Genomic DNA, 16,846 nt, shown 5'->3' on the forward strand with positions numbered 1-16,846 from the left:
GTCTTGGCAAGCCCCAGGGAGAGATCGCCATGTACCGCTTTTTCGAGCAGCTCAGTTCCCGCATCGTCGCGCCGTTCATGGGCGAATCTTCACGCAACAGCAAAATCTGGCCGTGCCGCTGCGGCCAGTCGCTGTTCTTTCGCAACAGTCAGTGTCTGGCTTGCAGCGCCATGTTGGGCTATCAGCCTGAAGAAAGTCGCCTGACCTCGTTGCAATCCGGGCCACAGGACGGCAGCTGGACACTCGATGCCGATCCCGACGCCGGATTGTTTCGTCGCTGCGCCAACCTCGACACTCCCGCCGCGTGCAACTGGCTACTGCCGGATAACGGCCACGACAGCCTGTGCATCGCCTGCAGCCTCAACCGCACCATCCCCGACCTCTCAGTGCCGGAAAACCCCGAACGCTGGCGCAAAGTCGAAATCGCCAAGCGCCGACTGGTGGCGCAACTGATCACCCTTGGCCTGCCAGTCATCCCGAAAACCGTGGATGAGGCCACCGGTCTGGCCTTCGACTTCATCGGCGTCGACCTCGAAGGCAACGCGCCGATGACCGGCCACGCCAATGGTCTGATCACCCTCGACATCAAAGAAGCCGACGACGCCCATCGCGAGCAGGTCCGGGCGGCAATGCATGAACCCTATCGCACGCTGCTCGGGCATTTTCGGCATGAGGTCGGGCATTATTATTGGGATCGTTTGATTGCCAACGGCCCGTGGCTCGAAGCTTTTCGCAACCTGTTCGGCGACGAGCGCGCCAGTTACGCCGAAGCGCTCGACCATCATTATCAACAGGGCGCACCGCTGGACTGGCCGCAACACTACGTCAGCGCCTACGCGACCATGCACCCGTGGGAAGACTGGGCGGAAACCTGGGCGCATTACCTGCACATGATGGACGCGGTGGATACCGCGTTGGGTTTTGGCATGAGTGCGCGGGAAATGGATTTCGACTATCAGCCATTTCCGCCCAGCACCCTGTACGACCCGGAGCACCCCGGCGGCGCGGCGTTCCTGTCGTTCGTCAACGCCTGGATCGAACTGGCCGGCATGCTCAACGAACTGTCACGCAGCATGGGCCAGCCGGATTTCTACCCGTTCGTGTTGCCGGCGGCGGCGATTGCCAAGCTGCACTTCATCCATCTGGTGATCCAGCAGGCGGGCGGCAAGGCGGATGAGGTGCTGACCCTGTAGGAGCTGCCGCAGGCTGCGATCTTTTCAGGCTCAGCGCATGTCCTTGAACCCGTTCATATTTTTTATCTGCAACCAACGGTTGTAACTTCATCTCAGACAGGTACAATGGCGCGGCTCGCCGACAGGTGAGTGTCGTTATGGTGACCCCATCGGTCCCCCCGCAACGATTACCCGTGAACCTGGTCAGAGCCGGAAGGCAGCAGCCACAGCGGGAACATTGTGTGCCGGGGTGTGGCTGGTGGGGTTACCACCTTAACGAACGAAGAACGCTACAAAAGAACTGCATGGGTTTCGCCCACTGCGGTTTTTTTATGCCTGCGATTTGGGCTTTCACGCCAGCCCCTGTGGGCGCGAGCCTGCTCGCGAAGGCTGCCCCCCGATGCCTGTTCAGCCACCAAGGTTGAACAGTGGCATACTCCACCGTCTTGCTGCGCGCGTCGTTGACAAGTTCGCGCCCTGGCTACGAGGTTGTATGCACCCGGAACATCACGATTTATCCACCGCCGTGTACTTGCCCGTGACGGATGAGACCTGCGCCAGCCTGTTGCAGCCCGATGGCGCGAAAACCCTCGGCGAGCTGACGGATGCGCAGCTGGCCGCCGTGCTGGTCATCCAGAATCTGGCTCAGGCCACCGAAAAGGATCTCACCGCCGCAGCGGCGGAGAAGGTGCTGGCGCGCCTGATCGCCTGGGCGGTCGATGGCGGGGCAGGGCTGCTGTCCGAGGCGCAACGGCTATTCGACCCGCGCCAGTTGTACTTCGGTCTGAACGCCATCAGGGGATTGAACCTGCGATTGCTGTTGGCCGAAGAGGTGTCGGCGCAGGATTACCTGCTGCCCGATGGCAAGTGGGATGACGAGTTCAAGACGCGCCACCACGCGATCAACAATCCGTTCAGCCAGCAGATGATCAGCCCCGCGAACCGCGAGCGCTGGCTCAGCGCCGCGCAAGACAAACTGGTCAGAACCTTCCGCGCCAACCTCGATGAAGACCTGCACGTGCAAGGCTATGCCGGGATCGGCAAGAGCCACCTGGTCGGTGCCTTGACCGAGTGCCTGGACCCCGGGAAAACCCTGTTGCTGGCACGCACCCCGGAAAAACTTGCGACCCTGTGCCAGCGCATGGGCGTTGCCAGTGAACGCAAGCCCGGCATCACCTTTGAGGCGTTCGCCCGCGGGCTGATTTATGGGCGCAAGCCACAGCCGGCAAGCGCCGCCGGCCGAGTCGCGAGCAAACAGAGTCTGGCGCAGGAGCTGAACATCCTCGGCTTTCGCGAGCATGACGCGCAACGCACCCTGAACGTCTGCCTGGAAACCCTCGAGCGCTATTGCCAATCCCGGGACTACAGCCTGTCGGCGCATCATCTGCCGTATTTCAAACTGTCCTTGTCCGGCCTTGAGTCCAAAGTGTTGCTGGAGTATTCGAGCCGCGTCTGGACTTACCTTGAGGCCAACCCGGCGTGGGACCGGCAGAGCGGCTTCGAAGCCTTGTTGCTGATCAAGCGGGCAAGCCTTGCGGGCTGCGTGGTGCCGCCGCGTTACACCCACGTGCTGATCGATGAGAGCCAGGACATTCCCGCTTCGCTGCTGCAGATTATCGAGCGCGGCCGACAGGTGCTGATCACGCTGGGCGATGAGTACCAGCACGCCGAGCGCGATCTGGTGAAAAGAAAGCGTGAAGTGCGCCAGAGCGATATCACCTACTCGGTGCGTTCGGGACGAAACGTCGAGCGTCTGGTCAATCCGCTGATTTCCCGGCACTCGGAAAAGAGCAAGGTGCCCTTTGAAGGCGCGCGTGAAGCGGACGTCGGCATCGAGTTTTATCCGCAGGGCTTTGTCCCGCCCGAAGGTTGCGTGGTGCTGACGGCGTCCCCCTGGGACACGATGAAGTGGGCCATGCAACTGCACGATGCCAATTGCCTGTTCAGCTTTGCCGACATGAAAGCCCAGCGCGACCTCGAGCACTTCATGACCAGCGCCATCGAGTTGTTCAAGGTCGATTACTACAGCTCCGCGCACAGTGAGAAGGGGCCGCATCGCTATTTCAGCGACTTGCCCAAGTGGCAGCAGGTGCGCGATGCCAACCAGTTCGACGAGGCGTTTCTGTGGGTCGAGGCCGAGCTGGAGAAAGGCTTCAAGGTCGCTGATCTGACCCGGCTCAACCGGATGATCGGCGGCCTCGGCAAGAGCTGTCTGCTGATGCAGGCGCATGAGGCCGGCGGCATGGAGTTCGACCGGGTTCTGCTGACGCCCGAGCTGCTGACCAACGTGCAGTTCAAGGACGCCTACGCGTTCGATCAGCGGATTTGCGCCGTGTACATCGCCATCTCCCGCGCCCGGCAGCAGCTTTACCTGCCGTACGATGTGGTCGAATGGATCGAATTTCACGACTACCAGAAGTTCCGCGAGTCACACGGCTACTGATTTCCCCCCTGTAGGAGTGAGCCTGCTCGCGATTGCTTCGTTTCAGTCAACATCGATGCCGACTGACATGACACTATCGCGAGCAGGCTCACTCCTACAGTGCGTTATGGGGTGTCGCAGTCCCGATCCCGAGCCGAAATTTCCCCGCCAACAGTCGCTTGGCCAGATTAGACGAGCACACCGGATGCAATTTTGCCCTTGCTCCGCTAGCATTAGCCGCTTCAGCTTCCTTCGTTGCGACGGTTTTCGATGAGTTATCAGGTTCTTGCACGTAAATGGCGTCCGCGCTCGTTCCGCGAAATGGTCGGCCAGACCCATGTGCTCAAGGCTCTGATCAATGCCTTGGACAGCCAGCGGCTGCACCATGCGTACCTGTTCACCGGTACGCGTGGGGTCGGTAAGACCACCATTGCGCGGATCATTGCCAAATGCCTGAACTGTGAGACAGGTATCACTTCCAGCCCCTGCGGCGAGTGTTCGGTTTGCCGCGAGATTGACGAGGGCCGCTTTGTCGACCTGATCGAGATCGACGCCGCGAGCCGGACCAAGGTCGAAGACACCCGCGAGCTGCTCGACAACGTGCAGTACGCGCCGAGCCGTGGGCGCTTCAAGGTCTACCTGATCGACGAAGTGCACATGCTGTCCAGCCATTCCTTCAATGCGCTGCTGAAAACCCTTGAAGAGCCGCCGCCGTACGTCAAATTCATCCTGGCGACCACCGACCCGCAGAAACTTCCGGCAACGATTTTGTCGCGCTGCCTGCAGTTCTCGCTGAAGAACATGACGCCCGAGCGCGTAGTCGAGCATTTGACCCACGTGCTCGGCGCCGAAAATGTGCCGTTCGAGGACGACGCGCTGTGGTTGCTGGGCCGCGCCGCCGATGGTTCGATGCGTGACGCCATGAGCCTGACCGACCAGGCCATCGCCTTCGGTGAAGGCAAGGTGCTTGCCGCCGATGTGCGGGCGATGCTCGGCACGCTGGATCACGGCCAGGTCTTCGACGTGCTGCACGCGCTGATCGAAGGTGATGCCAAGGCATTGCTCGAAGCCGTGCGCCACTTGGCCGAGCAAGGCCCGGACTGGAATGGCGTGCTCTCGGAAATTCTCAATGTGCTGCATCGTGTTGCTATCGCCCAGGCGTTGCCGGAAGGTGTCGATAACGGCCATGGCGACCGTGATCGGGTGTTGGCGCTGGCGCAGGCGCTGCCGGCCGAAGACGTGCAGTTCTATTACCAGATGGGCCTGATCGGTCGCCGCGATTTGCCGCTGGCGCCAGATCCCCGTGGTGGTTTCGAGATGGTCCTGCTGCGGATGCTGGCCTTCCGGCCGGCGGATACGGCGGACGCCCCGAGGCAACCGCTAAAGCCAGTGGGGATCAGCCAGGCCACAGTTGATTCCGCAAACTCAGTGGCTGCCGCGCCCAAGCCTGCGCCGGTAGTCGCTGCGGCTGTTGCGCCTGCACCGGTTGTTGCTCCAGCACCAACGCCGGCTCCAGAGCCAGCGCCTGTGGTGGCCGCTGCGCCGGCCCCTGCGCCAGAGCCAGAGCCAGTCGCCGCCGAAGAGGTGGTCGACCTGCCGTGGAACGATTCGGTCGAACCCGAGCCGGAACCTGAGCCGGTGCAGCAACCAGCCGTCGAGCCGGTACTGGAAACCGCCAGCGAGCAGCCCGAGTTGCCGCCGATGCCGCTGCCGACCCCGGACAGCGTGGTGCCGGATGCGCCGGAATGGGCCGCCGCGCCGATTCCCGAGCCGTCGGTCGCCGACGTCGATGCCGCCACACCGGGCATGGATCTCGACGATGAGCCGCCGCTGGACGAAGACTACATTGAGCCGGACATGGATTCGGCCTACAGCTACCTCGACGATCTGGCCAGCGAACACACCGCCGAGCCGGCCCCGGAACCCGAGCCGGAGCCTGCCGCCGCGCCGGCCACCGGTCTGGCGTTGCAATGGCTGGAGCTGTTCCCGCAACTGCCGATCTCCGGCATGACCGGCAGCATCGCCGCCAACTGCACGCTGATCGCGGTCGATGGCGACCATTGGCTGATGCACCTGGACCCGGCGCACAGCGCGCTGTTCAACGCCACGCAGCAGCGGCGCCTGAACGATGCGTTGAACCAGTTCCACGGTCGCACGCTGACCCTGACCATCGAGCTGATCAAACCCGAGCAGGAAACCCCGGCGCAGGCCGCGTCCCGTCGCCGGGCCAACCGTCAGCGCGAGGCGGAAGAATCGATCCACGGTGATCCGTTCATCCAGCAGATGGTCCAGCAGTTCGGTGCAGTCGTGCGACACGATACTATTGAACCTGTCGACGCCTTGGTCGCCCAAGGCTAATAACTGAGGGCGTTCGGCGTTAAGTGCCGGGCGCTGTTTTGATCCAAGTACTTTTGAGGTGATTCCCATGATGAAAGGTGGCATGGCCGGCCTGATGAAGCAGGCGCAGCAGATGCAGGAAAAAATGGCCAAGATGCAGGAAGAACTGGCCAACGCCGAAGTCACCGGCAAGGCCGGTGGCGATATGGTCACCGTGGTGATGACCGGTCGTCACGACGTGAAAAGCGTCAGCATCGACCCAAGCCTGGTTGAAGGCCTGAGCGAAGACGACAAGGAAATGCTCGAAGCCGTGGTCGCTGCCGCCGTCAACGACGCCGTGCGCAAGATCGAAGCCAACAGCCAGGAAAAAATGGGCAGCATGACCGCCGGCATGAACCTGCCTGCGGGCATGAAACTGCCATTCTGATTCGCCTTTGCGGGTTGAATGAGCTACACAAAATGCCAGGCATCACGCCTGGCATTTTTGTTTCCGTTCCTCAGGCACAACCACCTGTAGGAGCTGTCGAGTGAAACGAGGCTGCGATCTTTTGATCTTGATCTTCAACAGCAAGATCAAAAGATCGCAGCGTGCCGCAGCTCCTACATAAATCTCGTGCAGTGTCGAAACATCGAACGCTGTGGTTTCACCAAGGTCTGCTCCCTATACCCCCGAATTCATCATTCACAGGAGACGCTGACATGTCCGACCCTCTGACCCTCAATCAACGCTTCGTCCTCGCCTCGCGCCCGGTCGGCGCGCCGACCCCGGAAAACTTCCGTCTGGAGCGCGAAGCCTTGCCGGATCTCGAAGACGGCCAGGTGTTGCTGAAAACCCTGTACCTGTCGCTGGACCCGTACATGCGCGGGCGCATGAGCGACGCACCGTCCTACGCCGCGCCGGTACAAATCGGCGAAGTGATGACCGGTGGCGCTGTCAGCCGTGTCGAGAATTCCCGTCATCCGAAATTCCATCAGGGCGATCTGGTGGTCGGCCTCACCGGCTGGCAGAGCCACAGCATCAGCGACGGGCGCAACATCATGCCGATCCCGTCCGGCCTGCCGAGCCCGTCGATGGCCCTCGGTGTGCTGGGCATGCCGGGGATGACCGCGTACATGGGGCTGATCGACATCGGTCAGCCGAAAGAAGGCGAAACTCTGGTGGTGGCTGCAGCGTCCGGTGCGGTCGGTTCAGTGGTCGGTCAGGTGGCGAAGATCAAGGGCCTGCGCGCCGTGGGTGTGGCCGGTGGAGCCGACAAATGCAAATACGTGGTCGAGGAACTGGGGTTTGATGCCTGCATCGATCACAAGGCCCCGGACTTTGCCGAGCAACTGGCCAAAGCCTGCCCGAACGGCATCGATATCTATTATGAAAACGTCGGTGGGCATGTGTTCGATGCCGTGGTGCCGCTGCTCAATCCCAAAGCACGCATTCCGCTGTGCGGGCTGATTGCCGGTTACAACGCCACTGAAGCGCCGCAAGGCCCGGATCGTCTGCCGATGCTGCAGCGTACGTTGCTGACCAAGCGTGTGCGGATTCAGGGCTTTATCGTGTTTGATGACTACGGCGACCGCCAGCCGGAGTTCATCAGCCATATGGTGCCGTGGGTGCGCGACGGCAAGGTGAAATTCCGCGAGGACGTGGTGGAAGGCCTGGAGCAGGCGCCCGAGGCGTTTATTGGTCTGCTGGAGGGGCGCAACTTCGGAAAACTGGTGGTGAAGGTCGCCCAGGACTGAGCATTTGACGCTGGCCAGAGGCGCGGGTATAAACCGCGTCTCGTTGTTTTGTCGGACTTTTTACCCATGAGCTTCAGCCCTTTGATTCGCCAACTGATCGACGCCCTGCGCACTTTGCCGGGCGTGGGTCAGAAAACCGCCCAGCGCATGGCGTTGCAGTTGCTCGAGCGTGATCGCAGCGGCGGCACGCGCCTGGCCCAGGCCTTGAGCCAGGCCATGGAAGGGGTGGGTCACTGCCGTCAGTGCCGCACGCTGACCGAAGACGATCTGTGCCCGCAATGCGCCGACACGCGCCGCGACGACACGCTGCTGTGCGTGGTGGAGGGGCCGATGGACGTGTATGCGGTGGAACAGACCGGTTTCCGCGGGCGCTACTTCGTGCTCAAGGGCCACCTGTCGCCGCTCGACGGTCTGGGGCCGGAAGCCATCGGTATTCCGCAGTTGATGGCGCGCATTGAAGAGGCGGGCACGTTTACCGAAGTCATCCTCGCCACCAACCCCACGGTGGAAGGTGAGGCGACTGCGCATTACATCGCTCAGCTTCTGGCCAACAAAGGCCTGATCGCATCGCGGATTGCCCACGGTGTACCGCTGGGTGGCGAGCTGGAGCTGGTGGATGGCGGGACACTGGCGCATTCGTTTGCCGGGCGTAAACCGATTTCCCTCTGATCAAAGCAAAAGATCGCAGCCTGCGGCAGCTCCTACATTTGGAATGCGTCCCTGTAGGAGCTGCCCAAGGCTGCGATCTTTTGCTCTTTTGAACTTGTGCATCTTGAAAACCAAGCAAGCGCTCGGTTAACGTCGGCCAACCCTTCGATGGAGTTCGCCGATGCCTGCCTTCCAGGAATACTTCGACCCCAGCCACCAAATGGTCCGCGACAGCGTCAGACGTTTCGTCGAGCGCGAGATCCTGCCGGACATCGATGCGTGGGAAGAAGCTGAAAGCTTTCCCCGTGAGCTTTACCTGAAGGCCGGGGCAGCCGGGATTCTCGGTATCGGTTATCCGGAAGCGCTGGGTGGCAGCCACGAAGGTGATGTGTTCGCCAAGGTCGCCGCCAGCGAAGAGCTGATGCGCTGTGGCTCCGGTGGCCTGGTCGCGGGACTCGGTTCGCTGGATATCGGTCTGCCACCGATCGTCAAATGGGCCCGGCCCGAGGTGCGCGAGCGCGTCGTGCCGCAAGTGCTCAGCGGCGAGAAGATCAGCGCGTTGGCGATTACCGAACCCAGCGGCGGTTCCGACGTCGCCAACCTGCAGACTCGCGCCGTGCGTGACGGCGAGTTCTACCGGGTCAGCGGTAGCAAAACCTTCATCACCAGCGGCGTGCGTGCCGATTTCTACACTGTCGCGGTGCGCACCGGAGCGCCGGGTTTCGGTGGCATCAGCCTGCTGTTGATCGAGAAGAGCACTCCAGGCTTCACGGTAGGCCGCCAGCTAAAGAAAATGGGCTGGTGGGCCTCGGACACCGCTGAACTGTTCTTCGACGATTGCAGGGTGCCTGTGGGCAATCTGATCGGCGCCGAGAACATGGGCTTTGCCTGCATCATGGGCAATTTCCAGAGCGAACGGCTGGCGCTGGCGCTGATGGCCAACATGACCTCGCAGCTCGCCCTCGAAGAAGCGCTGAAATGGGCGCGTGAGCGTGAGGCGTTTGGCAAACCGATCGGCAAGTTTCAGGTGATCAAACATCGGCTGGCCGAGATGGCCACGGCGCTGGAAGTATCGCGCGAGTTCACCTACCGCCAGGCAGCGAAAATGGCGGCGGGGCAGAGCGTGATCAAGGAGATTTCCATGGCCAAGAACGTTGCCACGGACACCTCGGACCGGATTACCACCGAGGCGGTGCAGATTCTTGGTGGCCTGGGTTACATCCGCGAAAGTCTGGTGGAGCGGCTGTATCGGGATAACCGCATTCTGTCGATTGGCGGCGGGACGCGGGAGGTGATGAACGAGATCATCAGCAAGCAGATGGGGCTTTAAAAGCAAAAGATCGCAGCCTTCGGCAGCTCCTGCATGGGGATATGCGTTTCCCTGTAGGAGCTGCCGAAGGCTGCGATCTTTTGATCTTTACTATTTATCAGTCAAGGCAAACTGCGTCAGACAGAAAGTAGGAATCCCCATGTCCTCAAGACGCTGCGAACCCCCCAACTCCGGCAGATCAATGATCGCCGCCGCTTCATGCACCCGCGCACCCATGCGGCGGATCAGGTTGGCGGCTGCGATCAGCGTGCCACCGGTGGCAATCAGGTCATCGAACATCACCACCGAGTCGCCTTCGCACAGGCTGTCGGCGTGCACTTCGAGGAACGCTTCGCCGTACTCGGTCGCGTAACCTTCGGCCAGCACATCCGCCGGCAGTTTGCCTTGCTTGCGGAACAGCACCAGCGGCTTGTTCAGCTGGTAGGCCAGCACTGAACCGATCAGGAAACCGCGCGCATCCATCGCGCCGATGTGGGTGAAATCGGCTTCCACATAACGGTGGGCGAAGCTGTCCATCACCAGGCGCAGGGCCTTGGGCGACTGGAACAGCGGGGTGATGTCGCGAAAGATCACGCCCGGTTTCGGGAAGTCGATCACGGGGCGGATCAGGGATTTGATGTCGAAGGAGTCGAAGACCATCGTCGAGGTGTCCTGGCAGGGCTGCAAACGGCGCAGTATACCCGCGGCTGAAACGCTTCGCTCAACCGCGGATCGAGATCAGCCTTCGAGCGAGCCGCCGGCCAGGGCGCACAGCTGGATCGGGTCGAGGATGTGGATCTCTTTGCCCTCGGCGGCGATCAGTTCGTTCTGCTGGAAGCGGGTGAATACCCGTGACACGGTTTCCACCGCCAGGCCCAGATAATTGCCGATTTCATTGCGCGACATGCTCAGGCGGAACTGGTTGGCCGAGAACCCGCGAGCGCGGAAGCGGGCCGACAGGTTGACCAGGAACGTGGCGATGCGCTCGTCGGCGGTTTTTTTCGACAACAGCAGCATCATCTGCTGGTCGTCACGGATCTCGCGGCTCATCACCCGCATCAACTGACGGCGCAGCTGCGGCAGTTGCAGGGCCAGTTCATCAAGGCGTTCGAACGGGATTTCGCAGACCGAGGTGGTCTCCAGGGCCTGGGCCGACACCGGATGTTTCTCGGTGTCCATGCCGGACAGGCCGACCAGCTCGCTCGGCAGGTGGAAACCGGTCAGTTGTTCTTCGCCACTGTCGCTCAGGCTGAAGGTCTTCAGGGCGCCGGAGCGTACTGCATAGACGGAATCGAAGGTGTCGCCCTGGCGGAACAGGAACTCACCCTTTTTCAACGGGCGGCCACGTTTAACGATTTCGTCCAGCGCATCCATGTCTTCCAGATTCAGAGAAAGTGGCAGGCAGAGAGGAGCCAGGCTGCAATCCTTGCAATGGGCCTGGTTGTGAGCGCGCAGTTTGACTGGCTCGGACATTTCTTAAATCCTTGTGGGAAAACACACATAAGCCGTAAGGGTAACCCACGGGAGGACATTCAGGCCAGTCTGTGGCGAGATTGCCCCGCGGGCATAAGGCCGCAGGGCAAACAAAGATACGGGGCGTTCGCGATCCATCGGTTTCATAAGCAGGGCGTTTCAAATCACCCGCGAGAAGCGCTGGCGGTTCTGCTGTTCCAGATACGCGTCGAACACCATGCACACCGAGCGCACCAGCAGGCGTCCGGCAGGCGACACTTCGATGCGTTCGCGCTCCAGCGTGATCAGCCCATCGTTGGCCATGCCTTGCAATTGCGGCCACAGCGCGCCGAAATAGCCCTGAAAATCGATGTTGAACGCTTGCTCGATTTCGGCAAATTCCAGGCTGAAATTGCAGATCAGTTGCTGGATCACTGCACGCCGCAGACGATCATCGGCATTGCACACCAGGCCACGGCTGGTTGCCAGTTGCGCGGCGGCGAGGGTGTTCTGGTACTGGTTCAGATCGCTGTTGTTCTGACAGTAGAGATCGCCGATCTGGCTGATCGCCGACACCCCCAGACCGATCAGATCGCAATGGCCGTGGGTGGTGTAGCCCTGAAAGTTGCGCTGCAGGGTCTGTTCTTCCTGGGCGATCGCCAGCTCATCGTCGGGCAGGGCGAAGTGATCCATGCCGATGTAGCGGTAACCGGCGGCGGTCAGTTGCTCGATGGTGCGCTGGAGCATTTCCAGTTTCTGCGCCGGGCTCGGCAGCTCGTGGCTGTTGATCCGCCGTTGCGGCATGAAACGTTCCGGCAGGTGTGCATAGTTGAACACCGAGAGCCGGTCCGGTTGCAGGCTGATGACTTCCTCGACGGTGCGCGCAAAGTTCTCCGGGGTCTGCTTGGGCAGGCCATAGATCAGGTCAATGTTGATCGAGCGAAATTGCAGGGTGCGCGCCGCATCGATCACCGCGCGGGTTTCTTCCAGGCTCTGCAGGCGATTGACCGCGCGTTGCACCGCCGGATCCAGATCTTGCAAGCCGATGCTGACCCGATTGAAGCCGAGTTCGCGCAACAGGCCCATGGTCGACCAGTCGGCCTCGCGGGGGTCGATCTCGATGCCGTAGTCGCCGGAATCGTCATCCAGCAGATTGAAGTGTTTGCGCAGGTGCGCCATCAACTGCCGCAGTTCGTCGTGGCTGAGAAAGGTCGGAGTGCCGCCGCCAAAGTGCAGTTGCTCGACTTTCTGCGTCGGCTCGAGATGGCAGGCGATCAACTGGATTTCTTGCTCCAGCCGTTGCAGATATGGCTGTGCACGGCCGCGATCCTTGGTGATGACCTTGTTGCAGGCGCAGTAGTAACAAATGTTCGCGCAGAACGGCACGTGCACGTACAGCGATAACGGGCGCAACGCCTTGCGGCTGTCGCGCAGGGCGTGGAACAGGTCGAAGGTGCCGACCTGACTGTTGAATTGCATGGCCGTCGGGTACGAGGTGTAGCGCGGCCCCGCCAGGTCGTAGCGGCGGATCAGATCAGTGTCCCAACGAATGGCGTCGAGCATGCGGGCATTCCCCCGGATAGGCTGGCAGTGTGGCGAGTCTATCGGGGTGCGACGACGAGGCTGTTGATTTGCATCAAGAGCATAAGAGCAAAAGATCGCAGCCTGCGGCAGCTCCTACATTTGGAATCTGTTCCCCTGTAGGAGCTGCCGAAGGCTGCGATCTTTTGCTGTTAATGGCCCATCAGCCAATGCTGATGCGGCCCCGGCAATGTCCAGATCCCGAACACAATCACCAGCAAGCCACCCGCCATGCGCACGCTGCGTTTACGCAGCAACGCCGTCACCCGCTCGGCCGCCAGCCCTGTGGCCAGCAGCACCGGCCATGTGCCCAGCCCGAACGCCAGCATCAACAGCGCACTGTCCAGCGCATTGCCCTGGCTCGCCGACCACAGCAGCGTGCTGTAAACCAGTCCGCACGGCAGCCAGCCCCACAGTGCGCCGAGCAGCAACGCACGGGGCAAACTCGACACCGGCAGCAGCCGATTGGCCACTGGCTGAATGTAACGCCACAAACCGCGACCCAGGCTTTCGATGCGGGTCAGGCCGCTCCACCAGCCGGCCAGATACAGGCCCATGGCGATCAGCAGCAGTCCGGCGAGGATGCGCATGACCATCGCCGCCGGACTGTTTGCCACCGCCCAACCGGCGAGGCCGATCAGCAAACCGGCGGTCGCGTAACTGAGGATCCGTCCGAGGTTGTACGCCAGCAGCAGACGAAAGCGTCGGCTGCGCTGCTCCTTGGGAATCGCCAGGGTCAGCGCGCCCATCAGGCCGCCGCACATGCCCAGGCAATGCCCGCCACCGAGCAGGCCGAGGATCAGCGCGGAAACCAGCAGCGGCGCCAGCTCAAGCATGGGGTGGCGCCTTGTCCTGCGGTTTGTCGGCTTTGGCTTCGTCCACGGCGGCGGTGTGGTTCGGGTCCTGTTCGTCGAACAGGATGCTGTGGGCCGGACCATCGAGGTCGTCGTACTGCCCGCTGTCCACCGCCCAGAAGAAGATGTACACGGCGATGGCCACGATCAGCAGGGCGGCCGGAATCATCACGTAAAGAGCTGGCATCGGTACTCCAGGCCCGCGCGGCTCAGGCCGGCAACGGACGGGTTTCTGAACGGGTGCCGGCAACTGGCGCGCTCGGCAGGCGAGTCAGGCGCAGGGCGTTGAGCACCACGGTCAACGAACTGATCGACATGCCGACGGCAGCCCACACCGGAGTGATCCAGCCGAGGGCGGCGAACGGCAACATGAGGCCATTGTACAGCGCCGCCCACAGCAGGTTCTCGATGATTACCCGACGGGTTCTGCGCGCCAACGTAAAGGCTTGCACCAGCGCGTCGAGGCGGTTGGACAGCAGGACCGCGTCGGCACTGGTTTTCGCCAGATCGGTGGCTGATCCCATTGCCACGCTGATGTCGGCAGCGGCCAGCACCGGCACGTCGTTCACCCCATCGCCGAGCATCAGCACTTTACGACCTTGAGCGTGCAGCTGTTGCAACACTTGCAGTTTGTCGTCCGGGCGCAGACCGCCGCGGGCCTCGTCGATGCCCAGTTCGGCGGCGACACTGGCGACCATCGGCGAGCTGTCGCCGGACAGCAGCAGGGTGCGCCAGCCACGGGCCTTGCAGGCGGCGAGCAGGGCGGGCGCATCGTCGCGCAGGCGGTCGTCGAGGACGAACCAGGCCAACGCCGCCGAGTCATCGCCGAGCAGCAGCCACTGACCCGGTTCATCCGGCATCGCCGGCAACGGCGAGCCGCTGAGGGCGCAGACAAATTCTGCCTGACCAATGCGCAAACGCTGTGTGCCAACCAGCCCTTCGAGGCCGAGTCCCGGCGTGCTGTGCACTTCTTCAGCCGCCAGTGGCGCACGACCGAAGGCGCGGGCAATCGGGTGTTCCGAACGATTTTCCAACGCGGCGGCAAGGCTCAGGCACTGGTCGCTGTTCAGCGTGCCCAGTGGACGGATCGAACGCAAAACCAGCCGCCCCTCGGTGAGGGTGCCGGTCTTGTCGAAGATCACCGTGTCAATCTGGTTCAGGCCTTCCAGTACATGGCCGCGCGTCAGCAACAGGCCGAGTTTGTGCAGGGTGCCAGTGGCGGCGGTCAACGCCGTCGGGGTTGCCAGCGACAGCGCGCAAGGGCAGGTCGCCACCAGCATCGCCAGCACGATCCAGAACGCCCGCGACGCATCCAGCTGCCACCACAACAGGCCGATGGCCGCCGCGGCAATCAGCGACAACAGCAAGAACCACTGCGCTGCACGGTCGGCGATCTCCGCCAATCGCGGTTTCTCGGCCTGGGCGCGATCAAGCAGGCGGACGATGGCCGACAGACGCGTGTCCTGACCCAGCGCCAGTACCTCGACGGTGAGCGCGCCCTCGACATTCAGCGTGCCAGCGGTGACCGCATCGCCGAGCGTGCGCGGTTGCGGCAGGTATTCGCCGGTCAGCAGCGATTCGTCGATGCTCGACTGGCCATCGAGGATCTTGCCGTCCGCCGGCAGGATCGAACCCGGTTGCACCAGCACCCGGTCACCCAGGCGCAATTCGCTGAGCAAGATGCGTTCGCTCTGGCCGTCGGCGTCGAGGCGCAGGCACGAGGCCGGCAGCAGGTTCACAAGCTGCGCGGTGGCAGCGGCGGTGCGCTCGCGGGCGCGGCGTTCCAGATAGCGGCCGGCGAGCAGGAACAGCGCGAACATCCCGACCGCATCGAAATACAGTTCGCCGACCCCGGTGATCGAGGTCCAGATCCCGGCAATGTAGGCGCTGCCGATCGCCAGCGACACCGAGACGTCCATGGTCAGGTGGCGGGTGCGCAGATCGCGCATCGCGCCTTTGAAAAAGGGCGCGCAGCTGTAGAACACGATCGGTGTGGTCAGGAACAGCGCGACCCAGCGCAGGATCGTGTGCAGTTCGGGGCTGAGGTCGATGTTGAATTCCGGCCAGGTCGCCATGGTCGCCATCATCGCCTGAAACCACAGCAGCCCGGCGACACCGAGCTGACGCAACGCGAGTCGATTCTCGCTGGCCAGTTGTTCGCTGGCGCGGTCGGCCTGATACGGATGGGCGGCGTAACCGATGTGGCGCAGCTCGGCGAGGATCTGGCTCAGCGGCAATTGCGCGTCGGCCCATTGCACATGCAAGCGATGGTTGGACAGATTGAGCCGCGCTTCGGCCACTGCCGGCAGGGTGCGCAGGTGTTTCTCGATCAGCCAGCCGCAGGCGGCGCAACTGATGCCTTCCATCAGCAGGGTAGTTTCGGCGAGTTCGCCCTCGTGACGGACGAAGGGTTTTTGCACGTCGGCGCGGTCGTACAGCGCCAGTTCATCGGTCAATTGCACCGGCAAGGCTTCGGGGTTGGCCGAGGCTTCGCTGCGATGCTGGTAATAGCTTTCCAGACCACCGGCGACGATGGCTTCAGCCACGGCCTGACAGCCGGGGCAGCAGAACTCGCGGGACTCCCCGAGCACGACGGCGGTGAAGCGACTGCCTGACGGGACGGGCAGGGCGCAGTGGTAGCAGGGGAGTGGGGTGGTCATCGAATATTCGCTAATACTGCTGAATCAACACCATCCCTGTAGGAGCTGTCGCAGGCTGCGATCTTTTGATCTTGCTTCTAAAAAACAAAGTCAAAAGATCGCAGCCTGCGGCAGCTCCTACAGGGTTCGGTTTACTTCTTCAGGTCTTCGGCGCCCTGCAGCGGCTCGTCACCAAGCAGCAGATCCTTGTCGTGGCTGACCTGTTCTTCTTCGAACATGCGCCACACGTGGTCGTCCTGAGTGCCCAGCAATTCGACAAAGCGCCGGCCTTCGACCTTGTCGCCCAACTGGCCGATGTAACGGCCGGCTTCGGTTTCGCTGCGGCTCAGGACAATCTTGCGATCCTTCTCCGGCTGTGTCGGCGAGATCAGGTTCAGTTCCAGGGTTTTCGGCTGGCTGTTACCGCTCAGGCGCAGGTCGACCTCGCCGGTGAGTTCATCCAGATGGACGTTGGCGCGCATCTTCAGATCCTGCGCCAGCAGTTCACGGTCCAGCGAGCGGTTGATGCCTTTGCCGGCCTCGTAGTAGTTGTCGTTGACCAGGTTGTCCGGGTTGTTCACCGCGATGGTTACCATCGACAGGGTCAAGGTCACCGAACAGGCCAGAATCCCGATGATGATCCATGGCCAAAGGTGCTTGTACCAAGGACTGGCGGCGTTTGCTGCGGGCATGTTCAG

Annotated in this window: 14 protein-coding genes and 1 other RNA gene; 8 read left to right on the forward strand and 7 right to left on the reverse strand. The window is 62.1% G+C overall.

The window, feature by feature from the left end; all coding sequences use genetic code 11:
• Positions 1-29: 29 nt before the first annotated feature.
• The 8 genes from JN524_RS13895 (at position 30) to JN524_RS13930 (ending at position 9,643) form a co-directional block, all read left to right on the forward strand.
• On the forward strand, positions 30-1,193 hold the full coding sequence (locus tag JN524_RS13895; protein ID WP_202369679.1) for a zinc-binding metallopeptidase family protein: 1,164 nt from the start codon (positions 30-32) through the stop codon (positions 1,191-1,193).
• 147 nt (positions 1,194-1,340) lie between these two features.
• An RNA gene (ffs, locus tag JN524_RS13900) (signal recognition particle sRNA small type) lies at positions 1,341-1,437 on the forward strand.
• 228 nt (positions 1,438-1,665) lie between these two features.
• Positions 1,666-3,615, forward strand: coding sequence for a hypothetical protein (locus JN524_RS13905; RefSeq protein WP_202369680.1), 1,950 nt, complete (start codon positions 1,666-1,668; stop codon positions 3,613-3,615).
• A gap of 249 nt (positions 3,616-3,864) precedes the next feature.
• Positions 3,865-5,952, forward strand: a complete 2,088-nt coding sequence (gene dnaX, locus JN524_RS13910) for a DNA polymerase III subunit gamma/tau (RefSeq protein WP_202369681.1) — start codon at positions 3,865-3,867, stop codon at positions 5,950-5,952.
• 67 nt (positions 5,953-6,019) lie between these two features.
• Entirely contained in the window at positions 6,020-6,358 is a 339-nt protein-coding gene (locus JN524_RS13915; RefSeq protein WP_003223337.1) for a YbaB/EbfC family nucleoid-associated protein, read from the forward strand.
• Between the two features lie 272 nt (positions 6,359-6,630).
• Positions 6,631-7,665, forward strand: a complete 1,035-nt coding sequence (locus tag JN524_RS13920) for an NADP-dependent oxidoreductase (RefSeq protein ID WP_095138663.1) — start codon at positions 6,631-6,633, stop codon at positions 7,663-7,665.
• Positions 7,666-7,731: 66 nt separating this feature from the next.
• Positions 7,732-8,334 carry a recombination mediator RecR gene (gene recR, locus JN524_RS13925; RefSeq protein WP_007965550.1) on the forward strand — a complete coding sequence of 201 codons (603 nt, stop codon included), beginning with the start codon at positions 7,732-7,734 and terminating at the stop codon, positions 8,332-8,334.
• A 160-nt stretch (positions 8,335-8,494) separates the two neighbouring features.
• On the forward strand, positions 8,495-9,643 hold the full coding sequence (locus tag JN524_RS13930; protein WP_202369682.1) for an acyl-CoA dehydrogenase family protein: 1,149 nt from the start codon (positions 8,495-8,497) through the stop codon (positions 9,641-9,643).
• Positions 9,644-9,733: 90 nt separating this feature from the next.
• On the opposite strand, the gene JN524_RS13935 is transcribed toward JN524_RS13930, so the two are convergent.
• The 7 genes from JN524_RS13935 to JN524_RS13965 form a co-directional block, all read right to left on the reverse strand.
• Positions 9,734-10,282: an adenine phosphoribosyltransferase gene (locus tag JN524_RS13935; RefSeq protein ID WP_003223345.1), complete on the reverse strand. Its 549-nt coding sequence runs from the start codon at positions 10,280-10,282 to the stop codon at positions 9,734-9,736.
• A gap of 78 nt (positions 10,283-10,360) precedes the next feature.
• Complete coding sequence (gene fnr, locus JN524_RS13940) at positions 10,361-11,095, reverse strand: fumarate/nitrate reduction transcriptional regulator Fnr (RefSeq protein ID WP_003223347.1); 735 nt, start codon at positions 11,093-11,095, stop codon at positions 10,361-10,363.
• 159 nt (positions 11,096-11,254) lie between these two features.
• Positions 11,255-12,637: an oxygen-independent coproporphyrinogen III oxidase gene (hemN, locus tag JN524_RS13945; protein WP_202369683.1), complete on the reverse strand. Its 1,383-nt coding sequence runs from the start codon at positions 12,635-12,637 to the stop codon at positions 11,255-11,257.
• A gap of 170 nt (positions 12,638-12,807) precedes the next feature.
• Positions 12,808-13,491, reverse strand: coding sequence for a sulfite exporter TauE/SafE family protein (locus JN524_RS13950; protein WP_123587760.1), 684 nt, complete (start codon positions 13,489-13,491; stop codon positions 12,808-12,810).
• Positions 13,484-13,696, reverse strand: coding sequence for a cbb3-type cytochrome oxidase assembly protein CcoS (gene ccoS, locus JN524_RS13955; RefSeq protein WP_202369684.1), 213 nt, complete (start codon positions 13,694-13,696; stop codon positions 13,484-13,486). The genes JN524_RS13950 and ccoS overlap by 8 nt, the downstream gene beginning before the upstream one ends.
• Before the next feature lie 22 nt (positions 13,697-13,718).
• The gene (locus tag JN524_RS13960) at positions 13,719-16,169 is read right to left on the reverse strand and encodes a heavy metal translocating P-type ATPase (protein WP_139055685.1); all 2,451 of its coding nucleotides are present in this window, start codon (positions 16,167-16,169) and stop codon (positions 13,719-13,721) included.
• A 131-nt stretch (positions 16,170-16,300) separates the two neighbouring features.
• The gene (locus tag JN524_RS13965; RefSeq protein ID WP_202369685.1) at positions 16,301-16,840 is read right to left on the reverse strand and encodes a FixH family protein; all 540 of its coding nucleotides are present in this window, start codon (positions 16,838-16,840) and stop codon (positions 16,301-16,303) included.
• Positions 16,841-16,846: the final 6 nt, after the last annotated feature.

It is taken from the genome of Pseudomonas sp. MWU318, assembly GCF_016756945.1.
GTDB classification, from domain to species: Bacteria; Pseudomonadota; Gammaproteobacteria; order Pseudomonadales; family Pseudomonadaceae; genus Aquipseudomonas; species Aquipseudomonas putida_A.

Excerpts from the sequence above, each read along its gene's own strand:
- JN524_RS13895 (WP_202369679.1), top strand. The coding sequence starts at position 30 with ATGTACCGCTTTTTCGAGCAGCTCAGTTCCCGCATCGTCGCGCCGTTC.
- JN524_RS13905 (WP_202369680.1), top strand. The coding sequence starts at position 1,666 with ATGCACCCGGAACATCACGATTTATCCACCGCCGTGTACTTGCCCGTG.
- dnaX (WP_202369681.1), top strand. The coding sequence starts at position 3,865 with ATGAGTTATCAGGTTCTTGCACGTAAATGGCGTCCGCGCTCGTTCCGC.
- JN524_RS13915 (WP_003223337.1), top strand. The coding sequence starts at position 6,020 with ATGATGAAAGGTGGCATGGCCGGCCTGATGAAGCAGGCGCAGCAGATG.
- JN524_RS13920 (WP_095138663.1), top strand. The coding sequence starts at position 6,631 with ATGTCCGACCCTCTGACCCTCAATCAACGCTTCGTCCTCGCCTCGCGC.
- recR (WP_007965550.1), top strand. The coding sequence starts at position 7,732 with ATGAGCTTCAGCCCTTTGATTCGCCAACTGATCGACGCCCTGCGCACT.
- JN524_RS13930 (WP_202369682.1), top strand. The coding sequence starts at position 8,495 with ATGCCTGCCTTCCAGGAATACTTCGACCCCAGCCACCAAATGGTCCGC.
- JN524_RS13935 (WP_003223345.1), bottom strand. The coding sequence starts at position 10,282 with ATGGTCTTCGACTCCTTCGACATCAAATCCCTGATCCGCCCCGTGATC.
- fnr (WP_003223347.1), bottom strand. The coding sequence starts at position 11,095 with ATGTCCGAGCCAGTCAAACTGCGCGCTCACAACCAGGCCCATTGCAAG.
- hemN (WP_202369683.1), bottom strand. The coding sequence starts at position 12,637 with ATGCTCGACGCCATTCGTTGGGACACTGATCTGATCCGCCGCTACGAC.
- JN524_RS13950 (WP_123587760.1), bottom strand. The coding sequence starts at position 13,491 with ATGCTTGAGCTGGCGCCGCTGCTGGTTTCCGCGCTGATCCTCGGCCTG.
- ccoS (WP_202369684.1), bottom strand. The coding sequence starts at position 13,696 with ATGCCAGCTCTTTACGTGATGATTCCGGCCGCCCTGCTGATCGTGGCC.
- JN524_RS13960 (WP_139055685.1), bottom strand. The coding sequence starts at position 16,169 with ATGACCACCCCACTCCCCTGCTACCACTGCGCCCTGCCCGTCCCGTCA.
- JN524_RS13965 (WP_202369685.1), bottom strand. The coding sequence starts at position 16,840 with ATGCCCGCAGCAAACGCCGCCAGTCCTTGGTACAAGCACCTTTGGCCA.